Below are 21,685 nucleotides of genomic sequence, written 5' to 3'. Positions count from 1 at the left end.
GGGTTGTCCGGGGGAGTGTGGCAGCATCCGCATTCCTGTGGTCGGGGCACATCGGGTCACATCAGGTCACGTCAGGTCGCCGTGAGGGCCCGGGAGCGCACCGCCGTCGGACGGCGGACGGGCCTGGTGCGTCGTGCTCGGCGAGGGGGCCCGCCGACGTGCGGTAACCGCCCGGCCGGTCCGGAGGGCACGGCCAGGACGCGTGGGAACAGCGTGGCCGCACCGGGTGTGGGGTCCGGGCGGCGATCTCATTGAAACACTACCGATCGGCCCCGGAAAGCGGCGGCGGTCACGCCACATCGCGCCCGCGCGTGTGGTCGGGGTCGGGGTTCAGAGGCGATGTCCCCTCGCAGGCCCGGGGCGGTGCCATCGATCCCGCCGCCGGGAACCGCCGCACCATGAGGCCGACGTCCGCCGAGCCGAGCGAGCCCAGCGAGTGCCATTGATCCCGCCTGATCCCGCCGACGGGAACCGCCGCACCACGTCCCTCCGGCCGTCGAAACGGTTAAAACGTGACAACGGATGGCGGCTCCGGCTGCCCGGCCGCGGGTCCGGCGGGTTTCCCCGGGGAAGTCGGGCCGCCCGGGACGGGTGTCGGGTAATGCCGGGGAAGTCGTGTAACGCTAAGGAAACAGCGCGTTCATGTGCCATTGACACCTGCCGGAGCATGGTTCTACTGTCCAGCTCAACCGGTTAAATCGTTTTTTGGTAGGAGCTCGATCGCCCCCCACTTCCTGAGGAAGCGCTTATGTTCACTGTTCCGCGAAGGTCCGTTCCGGCCGTGGTGGTGGCCGGTCTGCTGTCGATCGGCCTGGCGGCCTGCGGCGGAGGCACTACCAAGGACTCGGTGGGTTCCGCCGCCCCGGCGGCCCCCGCCTCCTCCGCTCCGGCGAAGGCCGACCCGAACGCGCCGATCAAGGAAGGGCTGAGGATCGCCTTCCTGCCGAAGCAGATCAACAACCCGTACGAGACGATCGTCGACAAGGCGGGCATCGAGGCGGCGGCCGAGTTCAGGGCGGAGGCCAAGGAGGTGGGTCCCTCCGACGCCTCGGCCTCCTCTCAGGTGTCGTACATCAACACGCTGACCCAGCAGGGGCACGACGCGATCCTGATCGCGGCCAACGACGCCAACGCGGTGTGCGGGCCGTTGCGACAGGCGCGGGCCAAGGGTACGAAGATCGTCTCCTACGACTCCGACGCCTCCAAGGAGTGCCGGGACCTGTTCATCAACCAGGCCAACTCCGAGGAGATCGGGCGCAGCCAGGTGAAGCTCCTGTCGGAGCTGATCGGCGGCAAGGGCGAGGTGGCGATCCTGTCGGCGACGGCGAACGCGACCAACCAGAACACCTGGATCGAGTTCATGAAGGACGAGCTCGGCAAGCCCGAGTACAAGGACATGAAGCTGGTCAAGGTGGCCTACGGCGACGACGACGACCAGAAGTCCTTCCAGGAGACCCAGGGGCTGCTGCAGGCGTACCCGGACCTGAAGGGGATCATCTCGCCGACGACGGTGGGCATCTCGGCGGCGGCGCGCTACATCTCCGGTTCCAAGTACAAGGGTGAGGTCGTGCTGACCGGGCTGGGCACCCCCAACCAGATGCGCCAGTTCGTCAAGGACAAGACGGTCGAGAAGTTCGCGCTCTGGAACCCCAAGGACCTGGGCTACCTGGCCTCGTACGCGGCGGCGGCGCTGGCCTCCGGGCAGATCACCGGGGCCGAGGGCGAGGTCCTGAAGGCGGGCAGGCTCGGCGAGCGGACGATCGGCAGGGACGGGGAGATCATCCTCGGGCCGCCGTTCACCTTCGACGCCTCCAACATCGACCAGTTCGACTTCTGACGTCACCGGCGCGGCCCGCGTCCGGAAGACGTGGGCCGCACCCGGGAAAGGCCATCTCGTGCAGCGTGTCTGCTTCCTGCTGAAGGTACGGCCGGAGCGCCTGGAGGAGTACCGCGAGCGCCACCGCGCCGTGTGGCCCGAGATGCTCGACGCCCTGAGCGCCACCGGCTGGCGCAACTACTCGCTCTTCCTGCGGGAGGACGGGCTGCTGGTCGGCTACCTGGAGACCGAGGACTTCGAGGCCGCCCGCGGGGCCATGGCCGCGACCGAGGTCAACGCCCGGTGGCAGGCCGAGATGGCGCCGTTCTTCGAGAGCCTCGACGGCCGCCCCGACGAGGGCATGGTCTCGCTGGAAGAAGTCTTCCACCTCAACTGATCGGGGACCAATTCATGATCAAGGATTCGCTGCGGGCGCAGGTCATCGAGACCCCGTCGTGGGCGTACGGCAACTCGGGAACGCGCTTCAAGGTGTTCGCGCAGCGGGGGGTGCCGAGGGACCCGTTCGAGAAGCTCGCCGACGCCGCCCAGGTGCACGCGTTCACCGGGGTGGCGCCGAAGGTGGCGCTGCATATCCCGTGGGACCGGGTCGACGACTACGCCGCGCTGGCCGCGCACGCGTCGGAACTGGGGGTGCGGATCGGGGCGATCAACTCCAACGTGTTCCAGGACGACGACTACATGCTGGGCAGCGTCACCCACCCGGACGCGCGGGTGCGGGCCAAGGCCCTGGCGCACCTGCTGGACTGCGTGGACATCATGGATGCCACCGGCTCCGGCACGCTGAAGCTGTGGTTCTCCGACGGGATCAACTACCCGGGCCAGGACGACATCCGCGCCCGCCAGGACCGCCTGGCCGAGGCGCTGGGCCGGGTGTACGAGCGGCTGGGCGAGGGCCAGCGGTTCCTGCTGGAGTACAAGCTGTTCGAGCCCGCGTTCTACGCCACCGACGTGCCGGACTGGGGCACCGCGTACGCGCACTGCCTGAGGCTGGGGCCCAAGGCCCAGGTGGTGGTGGACACCGGCCACCACGCGCCCGGCACCAACATCGAGTTCATCGTGGCGTTCCTGCTGCGCGAGGGAAAGCTGGGCGGGTTCGACTTCAACTCCCGCTTCTACGCCGACGACGACCTGATGGCGGGGGCGGCCGACCCGTTCCAGCTGTTCCGCATCATGGTCGAGGTGATCGGCGGGGGCGGGTTCACCGAGGACGTGGCGTTCATGCTGGACCAGTGCCACAACATCGAGCCGAAGATCGCCGGGCAGATCCGGTCGGTGATGAACGTGCAGGAGGCCACGGCCAAGGCGCTGCTGGTCGACCGGGAGGCACTGGCGAGGGCGCAGTCGGCGGGGGACGTGCTCGGGGCCAACGCGGTCGTCATGGACGCGTACAACACCGACGTGCGGCCCCTGCTCGCCGAGGTGCGCGCCGACCGGGGGCTGGACCCCGACCCGATGGCGGCGTACGCCAGGTCGGGCTACTTCGAGAAGATCGCCGCCGAGCGGGTCGGCGGCGCCCAGGCGGGCTGGGGCGCCTGACGCCCCAGCGCCTGCCCCTCGTCCTCGCCTCCGCGCCTGCCTCCGCCCTCGCGCCCGCGTCCGACGCCCGCCCGCCCGTACGAGCGGCCCAGTGGCGGACCGTACGAGCCTCCCCGGTCTCCTTCAACGGAGGGTTTCAGGCGGGCGGCTCCCCGGCCGGGCCGGAGGCCGGGGGGAGAGCCGAGGCCGAGAGGGCGCGCAGCGGGTCGAGGCGGCGGATCAGCTCGATCGCCGCCTCGACGATCCGCTCCGCCTCCGCCTCGGTGCCGCAGGTCGCCACCTCGCGGCCCGCCTCGCCGATGACCGACGTCAGGACGGCGGCCGTCAGGCGGTCGAGGGAGGTGCCGCCCGCGCCGAGCAGGACACCGTTCTGCCGTACCCACTCACGGCCGCGCGCGCGGCGCAGCGGCTCGAAGCCCGGAGGCCCGCCACCGTCCATGAACAGCCGGGCCAGGTCCCGCCGCTCCCACGCCCCCTCAAGGAAGGCGCGGGCACCGGCGACGAACAGCTCCAGGGGGTCGCGGACGCCCGACCGGCGGGCCTTCGCCACCGCGGAGGCCGCGTTCTCCTCGTGTTCGGCCTGGTGCCTCTCCCACAGCGCGAGGAACAGCTCGGTCTTGCCGCCGAAGTGATGGTAGAGACTGCCGACGCTCAGGCCCGCGCGCTCGACGACCTCGGCCACCCCGGCGTCGGCGAAACCGTGCTCGGTGAAGACCTCCCTGGCGGCTTCGAGCATGCTCGTACGGGTCTGCGCCGTGCGGCTCCACTCCCAGGTGCCCGGCTTGCGTGTCATCCGTCCCTCCCGCTGTCCGCCGGACGGAGGGGTCCCGCGGTTCCGTCCCGCCCGATGATGTGCCGTGGTCAGGAGGGGCTGGGAATCCCGTTGCCTCGGTATCCCCGCCCGGCCAGCACGTCGTCGAGGGAGGGGACGGGCACGGCGTCGCGCGGGCCGCGCTTCGCGAGCTGGATCAGCACGCCGTGGGCCTCCTTGGGGTGCAGGAACACCTCGCGCCACCTCGGGTCGCCCAGGTTGAGGCCGTGCAGGCGGTAGCCGCGCTCGGTGAGCAGGGAGACCGCGAGGTCGATGTCGTCCACGTGGAAGTTGAGGTGGTGCACGCCGCCCCGGCCGCGCGTCAGCTCGAAGAAGCTGTCGAAGAAGGTGGAGCCCGCGAGCGGCTCCATCAGCTCGACCTTGCCGCCGCCCGGGTAGGTGAGCTGCAGGGCCCGGTAGCCGCCGAGCTGGTTGTCGCCGCCGCTGCGGAAGGCCCCGCCCAGCAGGTCACGGTAGACGGGCAGGAGATCCCTGATCCGCGGCGCCGCGACGGCCGTGTGGTCGAAGACGGCCCCGAGTTCCCGGAGCTCCGGTGAGACGTCGTGCACGTGGGCTCCTCGCGGTCGGGGCCGGGAGGCCGGCCCAATCCTAGAATCACATTCTAGTGGCATGGCCCGTGCCGCGCGCCTCGCGGGTGGGTCGTTCAGCCGCCTCATCAGCGATTTTTCCACGCGGCGGGAAATCCGGGAACGGTCCTTCGCGCCCCCGGGCGGCCCGATGATCCTCCGGGCGTCTTTCGCACGCCGTACGGCCCGCCTCCTGGCGGACGACGGCCACCTCATGCACCGTTTACCGTGGCCGCCACGGGTAGGCGGGGGTCCACAACATCATGACGAGGAGAGCCCGCACATGACGAGCGAAGGACTGTGGAGCTATCGCGAGGGTGTTTACGGTCCCGACGAGACGATGAGCGTCATCGGCTTCGACGTGGAGGCCGTCGACGGCAAGGTCGGGCTGGTGGAGGAGGAGAGCAACGTGACCGATGACAGTTACGTCGTGGTCGACGTCGGCTCGTGGCTCTCCGGCAGGAAGGTCGTGCTCCCGGCCAGTACGGTGACCCGGATCGACCGGAACGAGCGCAAGATGCACATCTCGCGAACCAAGCAGGAGATCCAGGACGCGCCGGAGTACGACGCGGCGACCTACCGGCAGAGCGTCTACCGCCAGGAGCTGGGCGGTTACTACGGCACCTTCTCCGCCGCGCTCTGACCGGTACGGCGTCGTACGGGTCCCGGGAGGCGGGAACCGCGACAGCGACAACAGCGAGAACGGCGCCGTACGGGACAACGGCGAAAAGGTCTGCGAACAGAGGGGCGTGGCGCGAGATGCCGACGATAGGCCTGGTGGGAACGCTGGACACCAAGGGGTGGGAGTACGCCTGGCTCCACGACCGGCTGCTCGCCCTCGACTGCGAGGTCGTCCTGGTCGACGCGGGTATCGGTGAGGCCCGGGTGCCCGCCGACGTCGGCAACGACCGGGTCGCGCTGGCGGCCGGGGCCGACGTCGCGGTGCTGCGCGCGGCCGGTGACCGGGGAGCGGCCGTCACGACGATGGGGGAGGGCGCCGCCGCGGTCCTCGCCGAGCTGTACGCCCAGGGCCGTCTCGACGGCGTGCTCGCGGTGGGCGGCAGCGGCGGGTCCTCGATCGCGGCGCGGGCCGTCAGGGACCTGCCGATCGGCCTTCCCAAGCTCATCGTCTCCACCATGGCCTCCGGCGACGTGTCCCCCTACGTGGGGGCCAAGGACGTCACGCTGATGTACAGCGTCGTCGACCTCGCCGGGGTCAACCGCGTCTCCGCGCGCATCCTCGGCAACGCCGCGGCGGCGATGGCCGGAATGGTGAGCATCGCGTCCCCGGTCGTCGAGGACGACCGCCCGCTCGTGGCCGCGTCGATGTTCGGCGTGACCACGCCCGCGGTCGACGCCGCCAGGGAGCGGCTGGACGAGCTGGGGTACGAGGTACTGGTCTTCCACGCCACCGGCTCCGGCGGGCGGGCCCTGGAGTCGCTCGCCGGGAGCGGCCTGATCTCGGGCGTGCTCGACCTCACCACCACCGAGCTCGCGGACGACCTGGTCGGCGGGGTCCTGTCGGCCGGTCCCGACCGGCTGACCGCGGCCGGGGCGCGCGGGGTGCCCCAGGTGGTCGCCCCCGGCGCGCTGGACATGGTCAACTTCGGTCCCCGCGACACCGTCCCCGAGCAGTTCGGAGACCGCCTGCTGTACGTCCACAACCCGACCGTGACCCTGATGCGCACCACGGCCGAGGAGATGGGCGAGCTCGGCCGCCGGATGGCCGCCAAGCTGGGCGCGGCCAACGGCCCGACCGTGCTGTTCGTCCCGCGCGGCGGCGTCTCCGCCCTCGACGCCGAGGGGGCGCCCTTCCGCGACCCCAAGGCCGACGAGTCCTGCTTCGAGGCCCTGATCGAGGGGCTGCGAGACTCGGCCGTCGAGGTCGAGGAGCTGGACCTGCACGTCAACGACCCCGCCTTCGGCCGCGCCATGGCCGACCGGCTGCACCTGATGATCACCGCCAGGTACGCGGTATGACCCGCCACCACCTTCCGCCCGCGCGGTGGTCGGCCGATCCGCGTGTGGTCCGCTACCGGGCCCTGCCCGCAGGGCGGTCGGCGGGTTCGCGCGGCGCGCCGCCCCCGCCCCGACCGGCCGATCCGCACGTGGTCCACTACCGTGCGCTGCCCACGCGGTGGTCGGCTGGTCCGCGTGCGTTCCGTTACCGTCCCTTGTCCGTACGGTGGTCGGCGGGTTCGCGTGGTGCGCCGCCCGCGCCGCGATCGGCCGGTCCGCGCCTGACCTGTTCCCGTTTCCCGGCCATGCCCTTCCTCGCCACGCCCTTCCCGGTCATGTCTTTCCCGGCCACGTCCTTCCCGGTCGTGTCGCGACCGGCTCATCGGCGCCGGAGGGGACTTTCCGGCCTTTGGCGGGGTCGCGCCGGAGGTGTCACGTGAACCGCGAGGACGTCCTCGCCAGGCTGCGCCGTACCGTCGCCGAGGACCGGCCGGTCGTCGGCGCGGGGGCGGGCACCGGGCTGTCCGCCAAGTGCGCCGAGGAGGGCGGCGTCGACCTGATCATCATCTACAACTCCGGCCGCTACCGGATGGCGGGCCGGGGCTCGCTCGCCGGGCTGCTGCCGTACGGCGACGCCAACCAGATCGTCGTCGAGATGGCGGCCGAGGTGCTTCCCGTCGTCAGGGACACCCCGGTGCTCGCCGGGGTGTGCGGCACCGACCCGTTCCGGCTGATGCCCAGGTTCCTCGACCAGCTCGCGGCCATGGGCTTCGCCGGGGTGCAGAACTTCCCGACCGTCGGCCTGTACGACGGTGTCTTCCGGCAGAACCTGGAGGAGACCGGGATGGGCTACGACCTGGAGGTTGAGATGGTCCGGCTGGCGCGCGAGCGCGACATGGTCACCGCGCCCTACGTCTTCGACCCCGCCCAGGCGCGGGCCATGGCCGAGGCGGGCGCCGACGTCCTCGTCCCGCACGTCGGCCTGACCACCAAGGGCAGCATCGGCGCCGGTACCGCGCTCTCCCTGGACGAGGCGGTCGAGCGGGTCCAGGCGATGCGCGACGCCGCGGTGGCCGTCCGCCCGGACATCCTCGTGCTCTGCCACGGCGGCCCCATCGCGGAACCGGAGGACGCGGCCCACGTGCTGGCCCGTACGGAGGGCGTGGTGGGTTTCTTCGGCGCCTCGTCGGTCGAACGCCTGCCGACGGAACGCGCCATCACCGAGCAGGTACGCGCCTTCAAGTCGCTGAGGTTCTAGCCGAGGCGGTCGCCGTCAGGCGGTACTCCAGTCGCGGGTCGTCGGTTGCGTCGGCAGAGGTGGGTGGGTGGGTTTCGGCATATCTTCCCCCGTCCGGTGCTGCCTGTACCGGGGTGGTCGCCGTCGGGCGGTACTCCAGCTACGGATCGCCGGCTGTGTCGGCAGAGGCGTACTGCCCCCGTCCGGTGCTGCCTGTACCGGGGTGGTCGCCGTCGGGCGGTATTCCAGTCGCGGGTCGTCGGCTGTGTCGGCAGAGGCGAACGGGTTTCGGCGTATCGCCCCCTCGGCCGGTGCTGCCCGTACCGCCCCTGGCCGGTGCTGCCCGTACCGGCCGGGGGCGTGGCTGCCCCCGTCCGGCCTCTCTTTCAGCGTGTGGCCAGGACCGCCCGAGCCATCCGGGCGAGGGCCTCGGTGACCTGGGCTCGCGACAGGCCGCTGCCGCGCTGCATGTCGTAGACCTCCGGTGCGAGCGGGGCGAGGAGCACGTCCACCAGCGCGTCCGGGTCCGGCGTGCCCGCCGCGACCAGCAGGGACCGTACGTGCGCCCGCCAGAAGCCGTAGGCGCCGGTGGCGAAGCGGGACGCGCCGGTCTCCGCGCCGAGTGCCAGGTGCCCGTGCCGTTCCAGCAGCTCGACCATCGCGGCGTAGAACGCGGCCAGCCGGTCGGCGGGTGACGCGCCCGGCCCGAGCGGCGGATCGCCGCGCAGCAGGTCCTCCTGTAGCAGGCGCTCGTGTTCGTCGAGGAGGGCCAGCGCGATCGACGCCGGGTCGGGGTAGCGACGGTACAGGGTGCCCCGGCCCACTCCCGCGGCCTTCGCGATCTCGTCCATCGTCACGGCGCGGCGCTCGGCGAACAGCCGGTCGGCGGCGGCGAGCACCTTGGCCCGGTTGCGTGCGGCGTCCGCCCGCTCTCGCGGCCGCTGGTCACCGTTCGGCTGGTTCCCGCGTGGGCTCATGCCGCTCACTCTACAAGAAGTGGACGCCCTGTCCGCTTATGCTACGGTTGAAGTAAAGCGGACACCGTGTCCACTTGAAGGGAATCCTCATGGCTCGACTGCTGCATTTGGACGCGAGCGCCCGTCGCGGCTCGTTCTCCCGCAGGCTCACCGCCGTCTTCGCCGAGCAGTGGCGGGCCGCGGGCGGCGATCACACCTACCGCGACCTGGCCGCCGACCCCGTTCCGCACATCGGCGAGGCCTGGACCGAACTCTGCGACTACGTCCTGGAACACGCCATCACCGACATCGGCCGCTACGGGGAAGCGGTCCGCACCCCGGCGCAGAAGGCCGCGTGGTCGATCGTGGAACCGCTGCTGAACGAGGTCGTCGAGGCCGACGTGGTGCTGATCGGCACCCCGATGTACAACTTCTCGATCCCCGCCTCGCTCAAGGCGTGGATCGACCAGATCACCTTCCCCCGCATGTCCCTCGCGGGACGACGCTTCGTCGTGGTCTCCGCGCGCGGCGGCTCGTACGCGCCCGGCACACCGCGCGAGCCCTACGACCACCAGGAACGCTATCTACGTGACTTCTTCAGCGGGCACTTCGCCGTCCACGACGCGGCCTTCGTCAGCGCGGAACTGGTCAACTCCCTGATCGACCCGGCCCTGGCGCACCTGCGTGACAAGCAGGCCGAGTCCTACGCCTCCGCCGAGGCCACCGTACGCACCCTGGCCCGAGACCTGGCTCATGACCTGGCCCGGGGCCCGGCACCGGAGAAGGCATCGGAGAAGGCGTGGGGGGCGGCGACGTGAGCTGGGCACTGCTGGTGCTGGCCGGACTGATCGAGGTGGCCTGGTCGCAGAGCATCAAACCGACGGAGAACTTCACCCGGCCGCTGCCCACCCTGCTGTGCCTCGTCCTCGCCGCCGCCGCGGTCTACCTGCTGTCGCGGGCGATGGACACCCTGCCCGTCGGCACGGCCTACGCCGTCTTCACCGGCATCGGCGCGGTCGGCGCGATCACCCTCGGCATCGTCGTCAACCGGGATCCGATCACGGTCGGCCGCCTCGTCGCACTGTCCATGATCGTTGGTGGCGTCGCCCTCGCCCGGATCACCACGTCCGACGCGTGACGACACCCCCAGCATGCGAGCCGGGGCGTCGGAGAAGGCGAACGGACCGGCGCTCACCGGCGAACCAGCCGCCCTCACGCCCTCACGGTGCCTTCTCCGGCGACGGGGGCTCCCGCTGCCGCAGCCCGCCGTTAAGGCTTCGCGTCAGGATAGGGCGAGGACGCAGAAGTCGTGGCCCTCCGGGTCGGTCAGGCATGTCCACGGGACGTCGCCCTGGCCGATGTCGAGGTCGGTGGCGCCGAGGGCCCGCAGCCGGGCCACCTCCGCCGCCTTGTCGTCACCGGGGTACGGCAGCAGGTCAAGATGGACGCGGTCCGGCACGGCCCTGGTGCCGGGTGTGCGGAGGAACTCCAGATACGGGCCGATACCCTTGGCGGAGCGCAACGACGCCTGGTCGTCGGTCACCTCGTGCGAGGTCCAGTCGATCGCCTCGCCCCAGAACCGGGCCATGGCCCGCGGGTCCGCGCAGTCGACGACCACCGCGGCGATCGGCCCGGTGTCCCGGTAGACCTCCCGAGGCTCCAGCACACAGAACTCGTTGCCCTCCGGGTCGGCCAGGACCGTCCACGGCACGTCCCTCTGCCCCACGTCGACAGGCGTCGCACCGAGAGCCTTCAAGCGCGCGACCAACTCCGCCTGATGGGCCGTGGAGGTGGTGGCGAGATCGATGTGCACGCGGTTCTTCGTCGCCGTCTTGGGGTCCGGGACGGGAACGACGTCGACGCAGACGGCGACCGGGTCCGGCCAGACGAGGCCGCCGCCGGGGCCGACGTAGGTGGTCACGCCGGTACCGTAAGCACTCCAGCCGAGCGCCTCCGCCCAGAACCGGCCGACCGCCGAGGCGTCAAGGGCCTTGATGTTCACCTGAACAGGTCGCAGTGCCATGCCGGTGATCCTATGCACCCGCTCCGCGAGGACGTCCGCGCCGTCGCCAAACAGAGATCAACCCGCTCACCAGAGGGAGAGCCGAGTCGTACCGGTTCCCGGATCTTGCTGGCGGCCACGTACATCGGCGTCCCCTGGGCCGAGGCTCCGGCAGACGATTCGCGGTGGCGGCCGGAGCGTTGGTGCCGCAACCTCGCCGTCGTTCACGAGGGACATGTGGTCGGTACTCAGGACCCGGTGAAGATCGGCGTCCCGGAAGCCCTGCGGGCGCGAGGTTTCGCCGCCTGTGAGCTCCGGCGACGGTGACCCCCGCCCGGACCCCGCTGAACCAGCCCGTATCCAGGTGCGTAGCTGGGGGTGTCAGAAGCCGGAAGGTCCGTCAGGAGGAGGCCCCAGTTGGCCGGTCCCACCGATCGCAGCCGAGTGCGCACCACCGCGCACAGCCCGTCGTACTTCTCGCTCATCCGGGCCGCGCCGGAGGAGGGGGAGGAGCTGGTCGACTTCTGTATCCCCTGCAACCCGTACTTTCCCACCCCCGAGGCCTTCGGCGTCCTGGAGCACAACCTCAGCACGATCCTGAAGTTCTATCCCAGCGACGCCGACACGATCACCGCCGAGCTCTGCGGGGTGCTGGGCCTCAACCCGCAGACCGTCGTCATGGGCAACGGGTCGACGGAACTGATCACCTGGATCGACCACCTGATGGTCAGGGAGAGCCTGGCCGTGCCGATCCCCACGTTCGGCCGCTGGACCGACCAGCCGATGGAGACCGGCAAGCGCGTGGACATGTATCCGCTGCCGGAGAACCAGGGGTTCGCGCTGGACGTGGACGCCTACGTCAACTTCATCCGGCACCGGGGCTCCCGGGTGGCGGTCATCTGCAACCCGAACAACCCCGACGGGGGCTACCTGCGCCGCCACGAGGTCATCGCCCTGCTCGACAGGCTCGTCGACCTCGACCTGGTCGTGGTGGACGAGTCGTTCATCGACTTCGTCGACGCCGAGCCGTACCCGAGCGTCGCGAACGAGGCCGCCATCCGGCCCAACGTGGTCGTGCTGAAGAGCCTCGGCAAGAACTTCGGGCTGCACGGCATCCGCTTCGGCTACATGGTGGCCAACCCCGCGCTCGCGGACAGGGTGCGGCGCGCCCTGCCCAAGTGGAACCTGAACTCCTTCGCCGAGACCGTGGTCTTCATGATCCGCCAGTACATGTCCGAGTATCTGGACAGCCTCCGCCTGGTCGCCCTGGACCGCGAGTCGATGCGCTACCAGCTGACCCGGGTCCCCGGCCTGACCGTCTTCCCCTCCCAGGGAAACTTCCTGCTGGTACGGCTCCCCGGGGGCAGGGACGGCGCCGCCCTGCGCGACCAGCTGCTCGACGAGCACAACCTGCACGTCCGCGACTGCGGCAACAAACTCGGGATGACCAGCCAGTTCATGCGCCTGGTGGTCCGGCCGGAGCGGGACGTGCGGCGCCTGATCAGCGGGCTGTACGCCGTCCTCTACGAGAGCGGCAACAGGTCGCTGAGCCCCGTACCCCCGCCCCTCCCGGTCCCGACACCGGTCCCGACGCCCACCCCCCTGTACGACCCCCTGCCCGCGTCCCTCCCGACGCCCCCGCAGACGCAGACGCCCCTGTACGAGGGCGACCGCCGCTTCGACATGCTGTCGGCCCTGCCGCCCTCCATCTGAGACGCCCGCGCCCCCCTCCCATCGGGACCCGCCGACGGCATACTCTTCTTGTTGTAGTGAGAAGCTCGTCGCGACGAAAGAGGAGGCGTGCGATGCCGGACGCGGTATGGATCCTGGGCGGCTACCAGAGTGACTTCGCCCGCAACTGGTCGCGGGCCGGTCAGGGGTTCGCCGAGCTCACCGGAGAGGTCGTGAGCGGCACCCTCGACGACGCCGGTCTCGCCCCCTCCGACATCGACGTCATCCACGTCGGCAACGCCTTCGGCCAGCTCTTCACCGGACAGGGCCAGCTGGGCGGCATGCCCGCCACCGTCGAGCCCGAGCTGTGGGAGGTCCCCTCTGCCCGGCACGAGGCGGCCTGCGCCTCCGGCGGCGTCGCGGTGCTGGCCGCGATGGCCGACATCGAGTCCGGACGCTACGACTGCGCCCTGGTCCTCGGCCTGGAGCTGGAGCGCACCGTGCCCGGCGACCTCGCCGCCGGGCACCTCGGCGCCGCCGCGTGGGTGGGCCACGAGGGACAGGACGCGACGTTCATGTGGCCCCACATGTTCAGCGCCCTCGCCGACGAGTACGACCGGCGCTACGGCCTCGACGACGCCCACCTGCGGGCCGTCGCCGAGCTCAACTTCCGCAACGCCAGGGCCAACCCCAACGCGCAGACGCGCGGATGGACGTTCACCGAGGCAAGTTTCGTCGCCGACGACGAGGCCAACCCGGTGGTCGAGGGCAGGCTGCGGCGTACGGACTGCAGCCAGATCACCGACGGCGGCGCCGGAGTGGTGCTGGCCGGGGAGCGTTTCCTGGCCCGCCACCCCGAACTCGCGCGCGGCGGCCGTCTCGCCAGGGTGCTCGGCTGGGGACACCGGACCGTCGGGCTCCCGCTCGCGATGAAACTGGAGCGCAGCCGCGACGAGCCGTACACGCTGCCGCACGTCCGCCGCGCGGTGCTCGACGCGTTCTCCCGCGCGGGTGTCGGCGGCGTCGACGACCTCGACGGCATCGAGACGCACGACTGCTTCACCATGTCGCAGTACGCCGCGATCGACCACTTCGGCATCACCGGACCCGGTGAGAGCTGGAAGGCCATCGAGAACGGCGATTTGGAGATCGGCGGGCGTATCCCCGTCAACCCGAGCGGCGGTCTCATCGGCGGTGGTCACCCGGTCGGCGCCACCGGGGTCCGGATGCTCCTGGACGCCGCCCGCCAGGTCACCGGCCGGGCCGGTGACTACCAGGTCGAGGGGGCGCGCCGGTTCGGCACACTCAACATCGGCGGCAGTACGACCACGACCGTCAGTTTCGTCGTTGGCGCCGAACAGTCCGGTGCCAAGTAGTCCGGTGCCGAGTGCTCCGGTGCCGAGTGATCCGGGACGGCACATGCGCTTCGACGGGCCGGTCCGCCCCGTCCCGCGCACCGGCCCCGAGGAGCGCTTCGGCCCGCCCGCCGATGTGCACGGCGGTGAGCCCGCGACGGCATCGCGTCCGGGGTCCTCCGCCGAGGAGCGCTCTGACCCGCTCGTCGATGTGCACGGCGGCGGGCCCGTAACGGCGCCGCGTCCGGGATCATCCACGAAGGAGCGCTTTGACCTGCCCGCCGGTGTGTACGGCGGCGAGTTCGTGACGGCGCCGCGTGCGGGATCATCCGCCGAGGGCGGAGGTTACCTTGTTACGCTGACCACCGACATGAACGAAGATCGCTCCGAGTGCCTGATCCTTGACGCGGCCAGGATGGCCGACGGTCAGCCGGTCGGGCCGAGGACTCCCGAGGGCATCTCCAGCGGTACGCACGCCTCCCGGGCGGCGGGCGACTCGATCCCCGGCCGGTGTGCCGCCGAGTCACCGGCCCGCGCCCTGAGGCCGTGACCGGCGTGGCCAGGCCCGTGATCCGGTCCGCGATCCGGCCTGTGGCGGCGGAAAGCGGTGTCGCCGGTCCATACGGCGCGGGAACGGGCACCGCCGGTCGTGACGCGGAGGGAACGGGCATCGCCGGTCGCGACACGACGGGGACGGAACCCACCGGTCCCGATCCCGGAACCTCGGGAGGGGAGACGGCGGAGGCTGTTCGGGACCGTGGTCCACAGGGGACGCGCGTGCTCGTGCACCCCATGGACCGTCCCACGCGGCTTCCCCCGGGGTACACCAACGCCGTCGGTCTCACCCTGGGGCTGATCGGCGACGAGTGGAACCTCCTGATCCTGCGCTACGCCCTGCTCGGCGTGCGCCGCTACGGGGAATGGCGGCAGGAGCTGCCCATCTCGCACGCCGTGCTCACCCGGAGGCTGGCGTTCCTCACCGAGATGGGCGTCTTCGAACGGGTCGAGTACCAGAGCAGGGCCAAGCGGTTCGAGTACCGGCTGACCAGGCGGGGACGGGACCTGTGGCCGACGCTGCTGTCGATCTGGGCGTGGGAGTCGCGCTGGGTGCCCGAGCACCAGGAGTCGCTGCCCCGGATGGTCCACCGGCGCTGCGGCCGGGAGTTCCTGCCCATCCTCACCTGCGCCGCCTGCTCGCGCTCCGTACGGCCCCGCGACGTCGTCGGCGGTTTCGGGCCGAGCGGCACCTGGGAACGGTCGGTGCCCGCCGCCACGACCCGCCGCCGCTCCGGATCCACTGCCCCCACCGGTTCCACCGCCTCCACCGCTGACGGTGGTGCCGGGATGTTCCCCGAGACGATGGCACTGGTGGGCAACCGCTGGTCGGCGGCCATCCTGGGCGCCGCCTTCCAGGGACTGCGCCGCTTCCGCGAATTCGAGCAGCACCTGGGTGCCCCGCCCACCATCGTCGCCGATCGGCTCCGAGTCTTCTGCGAGCTCGGCGTCTTCGAGCGGATACCCGGCGCCGAGCGGCCCGACTGGCTCAGCTACCACCTCACGGAGAAGGGCCGCGCCTTCTTCCCCGTGACGATGACCGGCATCGACTGGGGACAGCGATGGTTCCGGGCGGCCGAGGGACCCGCCCTGGTCTACACCCACCCTGCGTGCGGGCGTGACTTCCAGGTCCAGCTGACGTGCGACGCCTGCACGGCACCACTGCGCGGGCACGAGATCGTGGCCCGACGCCCGGCCTGAGACGGCTGAACGTCTGGACAGCTCGACAGCTCGGCAGGGAATCTGGTGACGACGCCCGGCTCACAGTAAAAGCCGGGACGCTTCACGTGAGGTCGCGGGTGTCCGGATCTCATGACCTGGCGTTCTTTCCACGCATGATGATCGCGAACGCCGGGACGCCGATCAGCGCGGTGAGGACACCGACGGGTACCTCACGCGGGGAGAACAATGTGCGCGCCGCGGTGTCGGCCCACAGCAGGAAGATCGCCCCGTACAGCGCGCAGGCCGGTAGCAGCACGCGGTGGCGGACGCCCACCAGGAAGCGGACGGCGTGCGGGACGACCAGGCCGACGAACCCGATGGCGCCGCTCGCGGCGACGAGGACCGCGGTGCTCAGCGCGGTGGTGACGAGCAGGAGGAGTCGCGTCCTGCCCGGGGCGACGCCGAGCGAGGCGGCGATGTCGCGCCCGAAGGCCAGGGCGTCCAGGGCTGGGGCGGCGGCCCAGCAGACCGCCAGGCCGATCCCCGTCACCACCGCGCAGAGAACGGCGGTGCCCCAGCTCGCCGAGGCGAGAGAGCCCAGCAGCCAGAACGTCACGCCCCGGGTGCTCTGCGCGTCACCGGCCCAGATGACGACCAGGCTGGTCAGCGCGCTGAACAGCTGCGAGACCGCCACTCCCGCCAGTACGACGCGGAGGGAGCCGCCCGGTGTCGCGCCGACGAGCACGAGCACGCAGCAGAAGGCCGCCAGGCTACCGGCGAAGGCCCCCGCCGTCAGGGCGGCCGCGGTCCCCGACCCCAGGCCGAGGATCAGGACGGCCACCGCCCCGGTCGACGCCCCGGAGGAGACACCGAGCAGGTAGGGGTCGGCCAGCGGATTGCGGGTCAACGTCTGCAGGACCGCCCCGCACACGGCCAGGCCACCTCCGACCAGCGTCGCCAGCAGCACCCGTGGCAGGCGCAGCTCCCAGACGATCGCGTCCCGCAGCGGGCCCGGGGACTCCACCGGGAGGCCAAGGTGCGCGGCGACGCTCTGGAACACGTCGCCCACCGACAGGCCCGCGGCCCCGACGGTCACCGCGAGTGCCACCGACAGAGGCAGGAGCACCAGCCCCGCGCCGCCCACCGAGAGCGCGCGTCGCCGCCCAGTCCGTGAAACCGTGACGCCGTCCCGCCGCCCGGTCCGCCGCCCGTCCCGCCGCCCGTCCCGCCGCCCGGTCCGTCGCGTGGTCCGCCGCATGGTCCGCCGCGTGGCGACGGCGTTCCGCCATCGCGCGGTCCGCGAAGCCGTGGCGGGCATCTCGGGCCCGGCGGGTCCGGCCGTCGCGGTGGTGCGTACGGAGTCGTCAGAGGTCATCGGAGGTCAGCGCCGGGCGAAGATGACATAGTCATCCAGGTACTGCCAGACGGTTCCCACCTCGGTGAAGCCCGCCGTACGCAGCGCCGCGAGGTGGAACTCCAGCGGTGCCGGAGGCTGCGGCGGGCGGTCGGCGAAACGCCGCTCGCGCTCGGCGAGCAGGGGAGCCAGCTCGGGGTGGTCGGCCGCCATGGCCCACCACCGCTCCCACGTGGCGGCACCGTCGGCGAAGGCCGATCGCTGTACGGCGGCGTCGTGGGCGGCCGACAGCCGTCGCAGTGCCGGATGCCCGTCGCCGAAGCGCAGGTGATCGGCGTTGAGGAGTACGGAGCCCGGTGGCAGGAGCCGCGCCAGCTCGGCGTACACCTTCAGCAGCTGCCCGGGGGAGAGCCAGTGCAGCGCCGTGGAGGTCAGCACCGCGTCGAAGCTCCATCCGGGCAGTGCCGACGACCAGCCCGTGTGCGCCAGGTCGGATTCGACCACGGTGGCACGGTCGTCGTGACGCGCCAGGACCGAGCGCGCGAGCCGCGTCAGTACCGGGTCGTAGTCGACGGCCACGGCGCGCGCCCCGGGAAAGCTGTTCAGTACGCGGTCGGTGATCGAGCCGGGCCCGCAGGCCAGGTCAAGCACGGTGGGGTCGGCGGGGCAGTGCAGGCCGAGCACGTCGAGCATCACCTGGAAGCGGTTCTCGCGGTGGGCCACGTAGGCGGCCTGCTGCTCCTCCCACAAGGAGAACAGCTCCCGCGAGGTCACGGAAGCGGCTGAGGGAACGGAATCGGCGGGGGGAACGGGGAGATCGGTGGGGGTGGTCATCATGGTCTCCGGAGGAGGTCGGCGGTCGCGCGCCGGTGTGGTCCGTGGAATGCGGAGCGCGGTCCGTGGGGCGCGGGGTGGGGTCTGTGGTCCGCGGAGTGCGGTCCGTGGTCCGCAGAGTGCGGTCCGTGGAGCGCAGAGTGCGGTCTGTAGTCCGCGGGGTACGGTCGTCGGTTCGCGGTTCGCGGTTCGCGGTTCGCGGTTCGCGGTTCGCGGTTCGCGGTTCGCGGTTCGCGGTTCGCGGTTCGCGGGGGTGCGGGGTCTGTGCGCGGGGTCAGTTGTAGAGGTCCCGAAGGCCCCTGCCGACCTGTTCCACGGCGCCGACGCTCCTGATCGAGGGGTCCATCGCCGATCCGGGGACGACGATGAAGCGGTTCTTCCTGACCGCCGTGAGCCGGGAGGCGACGGGGTCGGAGCGCAGGAAGCTCATCTTGGCCTCGGCGCTGTCGCCGTCACCACCACGGGTGAGGTCGGCCAGCACGATCACGTCCGGGTCGCGCTCGGCGATCTTCTCCCAGCTTCCCTCGGACCACTGCTGAGCGATGTCGGAGAAGGTGTTTCCCGCACCGAGGAACGTGCCGATGGTGTCGGGCAGCCCGCCGCGACCCGCGATGGCCGGGGTCTTCGTCCCGGAGTAGTACCACATCAGTTTCACGTCCGGACTCGCGCCGGTCGCGTCCCTGGCCGTGGTCCTGGCCGTGTCGAGGCGCTTTCGCAGACCGGCCACCACGCTCTCGCCGCGCTCCGGGACACCGAAGATCTTCGCGATGTCGCCGATCTCACCGAAGATGGCGTCGAACGTGACGGAGGAGGGGATCAGGCCGGGGTCTTCGCAGTCGTTGGAGGAGAGGTAGGCGGGTATTCCGAGCCCGGCCAGATCCTTCCTGGCCCCACCGGCGTCCGGCGCGTAGGCGGAGGCGCGCATCGAGTAGACGAAGTCCGGCCCGGCGGCCAGCAGGGCTTCCCGGCCGGGGTACTGGGCGGACAGGACGGGGACCCTGTCGTAGTCGGCCTTGAGTTCGGTGAGCACCGGGTCCGTCCGGTACGCCGTGCCCACCATCCGGTCGGCGAGCCCCAGGGTCAGCATGATCTCTGTCGCGTTCTGCTCCATGGAGACCGCCCGACGCGGTGGTGAGGCGACCTTGAGGGACAGGCCGCAACTCGTCAGCTCCGTGGCGATGGGCGCGGCCTCGCCGACGGCGCCGGTGGACGTGCCGCTCGCGCTCCCGCAGGCGGCGAGCGTCAGGAGGAGGGAACCCACTATGAAAATGGGAACGGTTTTCATAGTGAAGGACTGTACAGCAGAGAACGAGGAGGTTTTCATCCCTGCTCGCGAGTGGCATCGGTCCTGGCCGGCTCGCCGGGGCGGCCGGAATCGCGGTCTTCGAGCCGTCGAGGCGTCCGTTCTCGCTCGGTGCCGCGCCGACGATGGCGCCTCCGGCGGAATCGGTGCCGTGGTGGCGACAGGGAAGGGCCGTGCCGCGTGGACGGCCCGGACGCGTGCGCGCCGACCACCTTCTTCGGTGTTGGGCGCATGAGAACCGGCCCGCCGTTGACGGCCGCTCCTCGCGGGTGCCGGTGGGATCGCCGGGATCGAACGCGGCGGGAACTACCCGTGGCCGGGCGTCACGGCCGTCGTCACGCGGCGGGGTTTCGTTCGTCGACTCCGGAGCGACGAAGACGGTGGCGGCGGCGTACGGGAGTTCCCGGAAGCCGGGACGCCGTCCATGGCACGGTGCCCGCGGGCCTCGTACTCCCGTCGAGAAACTCGACGAGCTTCGCTGAGCGGGGAGGAAGCGCTCAGATCTCGTCCCGCAGTCCCGCGGTCAGGGTGAGGGTGCCCGGGATCGCGGCGAAGGCGTCGCGGACGTGGGCGGCCAGCTCGGCGCGGGTGGTGGGGCCGGGCCGGGACGTCCACGTCTCCAGGGCGCGGTGGAACGCGGCGACGAGCATGTCGAGGGCGAGTCGCGGGCGCAGGTCGTACGGGTCGGTCAGGACGAGCCTGCGGTGCAGGATCGCGAGCGCGGCGCGGCTGGTGCGGTCGCAGAAGTGCAGGCCGTGCGCGTCCATCGAGGGGGTCTTCTCCGCGAGCCGGTGGCTGAGCCGGACGCGACGCGCCCAGCCCTCGGCCGTCATGCGGTCGAGGGTGGCGAGCAGGGCGTCCTGCAGCATCTCCAGGACGGGACGGCCACCGGGGTCGCGGGATTCGAGGTCGTCGAGGAAGGCCGTCCACAGGTCGTGGAGCGGAGCCGTCGCCACGTCCTCCTTGCTGCTGAAGTTGCGGAAGAAGGTGCGTTTGGAGACCTCGACCGCATCGCACAGGTCGTCGAGCGTGGTGCCGTCGAAACCCCGCTCGGTGAACAGCTCCAGGGCGGTGTCGATCAGCGCCTGGCGGGTGCGCAGCTTCTTGCGTTCGCGCAGTGGCAGCCGGTCGGCCGATGCGACCGGTGCGGTCGGCGAGGGTGAGGTAGTCATCGCGGTCAGTCTAGTGGAGCATGAATGCCTCTTGTAGGTTTATGCCACTCAGTGGCGTTATTGTGGTCGACCGTGGTCACCACTGTCCTCATGAAAGGTGCATGACATGCGTGCTCTGCTTGTCGATCGTTCCGTGCCCGGCGGACTGCGGCTCGGTGAGGTCCGCGATCCCGACCCCGCCCCGAACCAGGCGCTGATCCGGGTGACGGCGACCTCCCTCAACTACGGCGAGGTGAAGTCCGGCCTGGAGAACGCCCCCGAGGGCACGGTGCCGGGCTGGGACGCGGCCGGGGTGGTGGAGCGGGCCGCCGCCGACGGCTCCGGTCCGGCCGAGGGCACCCCGGTGGTGACACTCTCCGGCGACGGCGCGTGGGCGGAGCTCCGGGCCGTCGTTACGGAGCTGATCGGCACGGTGCCGCGGGGCGCCGATCCCGGCGCGGTCAGCACGGTCCCGGTGGCGGGCGCCAGCGCGCTGCGCGCCCTGCGGCGGCTCGGTCCCATCGTCGGCAGGCGGGTGCTGGTCACCGGTGCCACCGGCGGGGTCGGACGGTACGCCGTGCAGCTCGCCCGGCTCGGCGGCGCGCACGTGACGGCGTCCACCGGTGACCCGGTCGCGCACGGGGACGGCCTGCGGGCACTGGGCGCGCACGAGGTGGTCGCCGGGCCGTCCGGGATCGGCGACCCGGTGGACGGCGTCGTGGAACTGGTCGGCGGACACCAGCTGGTGGACGCCTTCGGCAAGCTCGCCGAGGGGGGCACGCTGGTGTCCGTCGGGCACGCGACGGACGAGGCCGAACGCTTCCCGGCCGGGGCGCTGTCCGGTGACCAGGGCCGCCACGACCGGTCGGTCGTCACCTTCTACCTGCTGTCCGGCCCCGTACTCGCCCCTGACCTGACCTGGCTGGCCGGGCAGGTGGCGAACGGCGGCCTGGATCCGCAGATCTCCTGGCGGGGCGGCTGGGACAGGGCCGCGGAGGCGGTCGAGGCCCTCCTCGGCCGCCGACTGCACGGCAAGGCGGTCCTCGACATCGGCTGAGCCCGCGCGTCACGCCGTATGGCATCGGTTGAGCCCGTGCGCTACCCCGTATGGCATCGGCTGAGCTCGCGCCACCCCGTACGACATCGGCTGAGCCCGTGCGTCATGCCGTACGGCCACGGCCCGGCCCGCTCGCCGGTCGGTGGGTTCTGCCGGTGCCCGTGTGGACGGCCTTTCCCGGGCTGCCGCCGGAGTCCTCGGCTCACGTCCGGCGTGGGACCTCACGCGGGGGACTTGGGTCGGCGCCGGTCGTGGCGTGCGGGTTCCACGGGGTGACCCGCGAGCCGAACTCGACGTGAGAGCGCGCCACCTCGCCGGG

21 protein-coding genes are annotated in these 21,685 nt (G+C 71.5%); 13 read left to right on the top strand and 8 right to left on the bottom strand.

The window, feature by feature from the left end:
- Positions 1-748 precede the first annotated feature (748 nt).
- From rhaS to rhaI, 3 genes are read left to right on the top strand one after another with little or no spacing between them, the layout of a single operon-like run.
- Complete coding sequence (gene rhaS / locus ACW9TB_RS23635; protein WP_472750234.1) at positions 749-1,837, top strand: rhamnose ABC transporter substrate-binding protein; 1,089 nt, start codon at positions 749-751, stop codon at positions 1,835-1,837.
- Positions 1,838-1,895: 58 nt separating this feature from the next.
- Complete coding sequence (locus ACW9TB_RS23630; RefSeq protein ID WP_472750233.1) at positions 1,896-2,213, top strand: L-rhamnose mutarotase; 318 nt, start codon at positions 1,896-1,898, stop codon at positions 2,211-2,213.
- 14 nt (positions 2,214-2,227) lie between these two features.
- A complete protein-coding gene (gene rhaI / locus ACW9TB_RS23625) occupies positions 2,228-3,373 on the top strand; it encodes an L-rhamnose isomerase (RefSeq protein ID WP_472750232.1) in 1,146 nt (381 codons plus the stop codon).
- A 136-nt stretch (positions 3,374-3,509) separates the two neighbouring features.
- On the opposite strand, the gene ACW9TB_RS23620 is transcribed toward rhaI, so the two are convergent.
- Positions 3,510-4,166, bottom strand: coding sequence for a TetR/AcrR family transcriptional regulator (locus ACW9TB_RS23620; protein WP_472750231.1), 657 nt, complete (start codon positions 4,164-4,166; stop codon positions 3,510-3,512).
- A gap of 68 nt (positions 4,167-4,234) precedes the next feature.
- Positions 4,235-4,753 (bottom strand): VOC family protein, encoded by a 519-nt coding sequence (locus ACW9TB_RS23615; RefSeq protein WP_472750230.1) that lies wholly within the window; start codon positions 4,751-4,753, stop codon positions 4,235-4,237.
- Positions 4,754-5,054: 301 nt separating this feature from the next.
- Here ACW9TB_RS23615 and ACW9TB_RS23610 point away from each other — a divergent pair, with 301 nt between their 5' ends.
- The 3 genes from ACW9TB_RS23610 to ACW9TB_RS23600 all read left to right on the top strand — a co-directional run bounded on the left by ACW9TB_RS23610 (position 5,055) and on the right by ACW9TB_RS23600 (position 7,988).
- Positions 5,055-5,414, top strand: a complete 360-nt coding sequence (locus ACW9TB_RS23610; RefSeq protein ID WP_472750229.1) for a PRC-barrel domain containing protein — start codon at positions 5,055-5,057, stop codon at positions 5,412-5,414.
- 116 nt (positions 5,415-5,530) lie between these two features.
- Positions 5,531-6,751 (top strand): Tm-1-like ATP-binding domain-containing protein, encoded by a 1,221-nt coding sequence (locus ACW9TB_RS23605; RefSeq protein WP_472750228.1) that lies wholly within the window; start codon positions 5,531-5,533, stop codon positions 6,749-6,751.
- A gap of 415 nt (positions 6,752-7,166) precedes the next feature.
- Entirely contained in the window at positions 7,167-7,988 is an 822-nt protein-coding gene (locus tag ACW9TB_RS23600; protein ID WP_472750227.1) for a phosphoenolpyruvate hydrolase family protein, read from the top strand.
- A gap of 365 nt (positions 7,989-8,353) precedes the next feature.
- Here ACW9TB_RS23600 and ACW9TB_RS23595 read toward each other — a convergent pair whose 3' ends face one another.
- The gene (locus tag ACW9TB_RS23595) at positions 8,354-8,944 is read right to left on the bottom strand and encodes a TetR/AcrR family transcriptional regulator (protein ID WP_472750226.1); all 591 of its coding nucleotides are present in this window, start codon (positions 8,942-8,944) and stop codon (positions 8,354-8,356) included.
- A gap of 89 nt (positions 8,945-9,033) precedes the next feature.
- Between ACW9TB_RS23595 and ACW9TB_RS23590 the strand changes: the two genes are divergently transcribed.
- Both ACW9TB_RS23590 and ACW9TB_RS23585 read left to right on the top strand, forming a co-directional pair.
- The gene (locus ACW9TB_RS23590) at positions 9,034-9,741 is read left to right on the top strand and encodes an FMN-dependent NADH-azoreductase (RefSeq protein ID WP_472750225.1); all 708 of its coding nucleotides are present in this window, start codon (positions 9,034-9,036) and stop codon (positions 9,739-9,741) included.
- On the top strand, positions 9,738-10,061 hold the full coding sequence (locus ACW9TB_RS23585; RefSeq protein ID WP_472750224.1) for a DMT family transporter: 324 nt from the start codon (positions 9,738-9,740) through the stop codon (positions 10,059-10,061). The genes ACW9TB_RS23590 and ACW9TB_RS23585 overlap by 4 nt, the downstream gene beginning before the upstream one ends.
- 144 nt (positions 10,062-10,205) lie before the next feature.
- Here ACW9TB_RS23585 and ACW9TB_RS23580 read toward each other — a convergent pair whose 3' ends face one another.
- Entirely contained in the window at positions 10,206-10,946 is a 741-nt protein-coding gene (locus ACW9TB_RS23580; RefSeq protein WP_472750223.1) for a VOC family protein, read from the bottom strand.
- A gap of 396 nt (positions 10,947-11,342) precedes the next feature.
- Between ACW9TB_RS23580 and ACW9TB_RS23575 the strand changes: the two genes are divergently transcribed.
- The 4 genes from ACW9TB_RS23575 to ACW9TB_RS23560 all read left to right on the top strand — a co-directional run bounded on the left by ACW9TB_RS23575 (position 11,343) and on the right by ACW9TB_RS23560 (position 15,706).
- Positions 11,343-12,638, top strand: a complete 1,296-nt coding sequence (locus tag ACW9TB_RS23575) for a pyridoxal phosphate-dependent aminotransferase (RefSeq protein ID WP_472750222.1) — start codon at positions 11,343-11,345, stop codon at positions 12,636-12,638.
- A 92-nt stretch (positions 12,639-12,730) separates the two neighbouring features.
- Complete coding sequence (locus ACW9TB_RS23570) at positions 12,731-13,972, top strand: acetyl-CoA acetyltransferase (protein WP_472750221.1); 1,242 nt, start codon at positions 12,731-12,733, stop codon at positions 13,970-13,972.
- Positions 13,973-13,991: 19 nt separating this feature from the next.
- Positions 13,992-14,501 carry a carotenoid oxygenase family protein gene (locus ACW9TB_RS23565; protein WP_472750220.1) on the top strand — a complete coding sequence of 170 codons (510 nt, stop codon included), beginning with the start codon at positions 13,992-13,994 and terminating at the stop codon, positions 14,499-14,501.
- A 242-nt stretch (positions 14,502-14,743) separates the two neighbouring features.
- Positions 14,744-15,706, top strand: a complete 963-nt coding sequence (locus ACW9TB_RS23560; RefSeq protein ID WP_472750219.1) for a winged helix-turn-helix transcriptional regulator — start codon at positions 14,744-14,746, stop codon at positions 15,704-15,706.
- Positions 15,707-15,815: 109 nt separating this feature from the next.
- Here ACW9TB_RS23560 and ACW9TB_RS23555 read toward each other — a convergent pair whose 3' ends face one another.
- The 4 genes from ACW9TB_RS23555 to ACW9TB_RS23540 form a co-directional block, all read right to left on the bottom strand.
- Positions 15,816-17,042, bottom strand: coding sequence for a FecCD family ABC transporter permease (locus ACW9TB_RS23555; protein ID WP_472750218.1), 1,227 nt, complete (start codon positions 17,040-17,042; stop codon positions 15,816-15,818).
- A gap of 6 nt (positions 17,043-17,048) precedes the next feature.
- Positions 17,049-17,795 carry a class I SAM-dependent methyltransferase gene (locus ACW9TB_RS23550; RefSeq protein WP_472750217.1) on the bottom strand — a complete coding sequence of 249 codons (747 nt, stop codon included), beginning with the start codon at positions 17,793-17,795 and terminating at the stop codon, positions 17,049-17,051.
- 334 nt (positions 17,796-18,129) lie between these two features.
- Positions 18,130-19,116: an ABC transporter substrate-binding protein gene (locus ACW9TB_RS23545; RefSeq protein WP_472750216.1), complete on the bottom strand. Its 987-nt coding sequence runs from the start codon at positions 19,114-19,116 to the stop codon at positions 18,130-18,132.
- Positions 19,117-19,655: 539 nt separating this feature from the next.
- Positions 19,656-20,330: a TetR/AcrR family transcriptional regulator gene (locus tag ACW9TB_RS23540; protein WP_472750215.1), complete on the bottom strand. Its 675-nt coding sequence runs from the start codon at positions 20,328-20,330 to the stop codon at positions 19,656-19,658.
- Between the two features lie 106 nt (positions 20,331-20,436).
- Between ACW9TB_RS23540 and ACW9TB_RS23535 the strand changes: the two genes are divergently transcribed.
- The gene (locus ACW9TB_RS23535; RefSeq protein WP_472750214.1) at positions 20,437-21,366 is read left to right on the top strand and encodes a zinc-binding dehydrogenase; all 930 of its coding nucleotides are present in this window, start codon (positions 20,437-20,439) and stop codon (positions 21,364-21,366) included.
- Positions 21,367-21,685 lie beyond the last annotated feature (319 nt).

It is taken from the genome of Streptosporangium sp. H13245 (genome assembly GCF_055690525.1).
The sequence above is the reverse complement of the archived record's forward strand: the minus strand, read 5'-3'. Positions and strand labels throughout refer to the sequence as shown.

Bases quoted from the DNA above. Each gene is read 5' to 3' on its own strand.
- rhaS (WP_472750234.1), top strand. From the start codon at position 749: ATGTTCACTGTTCCGCGAAGGTCCGTTCCGGCCGTGGTGGTGGCCGGT.
- rhaI (WP_472750232.1), top strand. From the start codon at position 2,228: ATGATCAAGGATTCGCTGCGGGCGCAGGTCATCGAGACCCCGTCGTGG.
- ACW9TB_RS23620 (WP_472750231.1), bottom strand. From the start codon at position 4,166: ATGACACGCAAGCCGGGCACCTGGGAGTGGAGCCGCACGGCGCAGACC.
- ACW9TB_RS23610 (WP_472750229.1), top strand. From the start codon at position 5,055: ATGACGAGCGAAGGACTGTGGAGCTATCGCGAGGGTGTTTACGGTCCC.
- ACW9TB_RS23605 (WP_472750228.1), top strand. From the start codon at position 5,531: ATGCCGACGATAGGCCTGGTGGGAACGCTGGACACCAAGGGGTGGGAG.
- ACW9TB_RS23595 (WP_472750226.1), bottom strand. From the start codon at position 8,944: ATGAGCCCACGCGGGAACCAGCCGAACGGTGACCAGCGGCCGCGAGAG.
- ACW9TB_RS23590 (WP_472750225.1), top strand. From the start codon at position 9,034: ATGGCTCGACTGCTGCATTTGGACGCGAGCGCCCGTCGCGGCTCGTTC.
- ACW9TB_RS23580 (WP_472750223.1), bottom strand. From the start codon at position 10,946: ATGGCACTGCGACCTGTTCAGGTGAACATCAAGGCCCTTGACGCCTCG.
- ACW9TB_RS23570 (WP_472750221.1), top strand. From the start codon at position 12,731: ATGCCGGACGCGGTATGGATCCTGGGCGGCTACCAGAGTGACTTCGCC.
- ACW9TB_RS23560 (WP_472750219.1), top strand. From the start codon at position 14,744: ATGGACCGTCCCACGCGGCTTCCCCCGGGGTACACCAACGCCGTCGGT.
- ACW9TB_RS23555 (WP_472750218.1), bottom strand. From the start codon at position 17,042: ATGACCTCTGACGACTCCGTACGCACCACCGCGACGGCCGGACCCGCC.
- ACW9TB_RS23540 (WP_472750215.1), bottom strand. From the start codon at position 20,330: ATGACTACCTCACCCTCGCCGACCGCACCGGTCGCATCGGCCGACCGG.
- ACW9TB_RS23535 (WP_472750214.1), top strand. From the start codon at position 20,437: ATGCGTGCTCTGCTTGTCGATCGTTCCGTGCCCGGCGGACTGCGGCTC.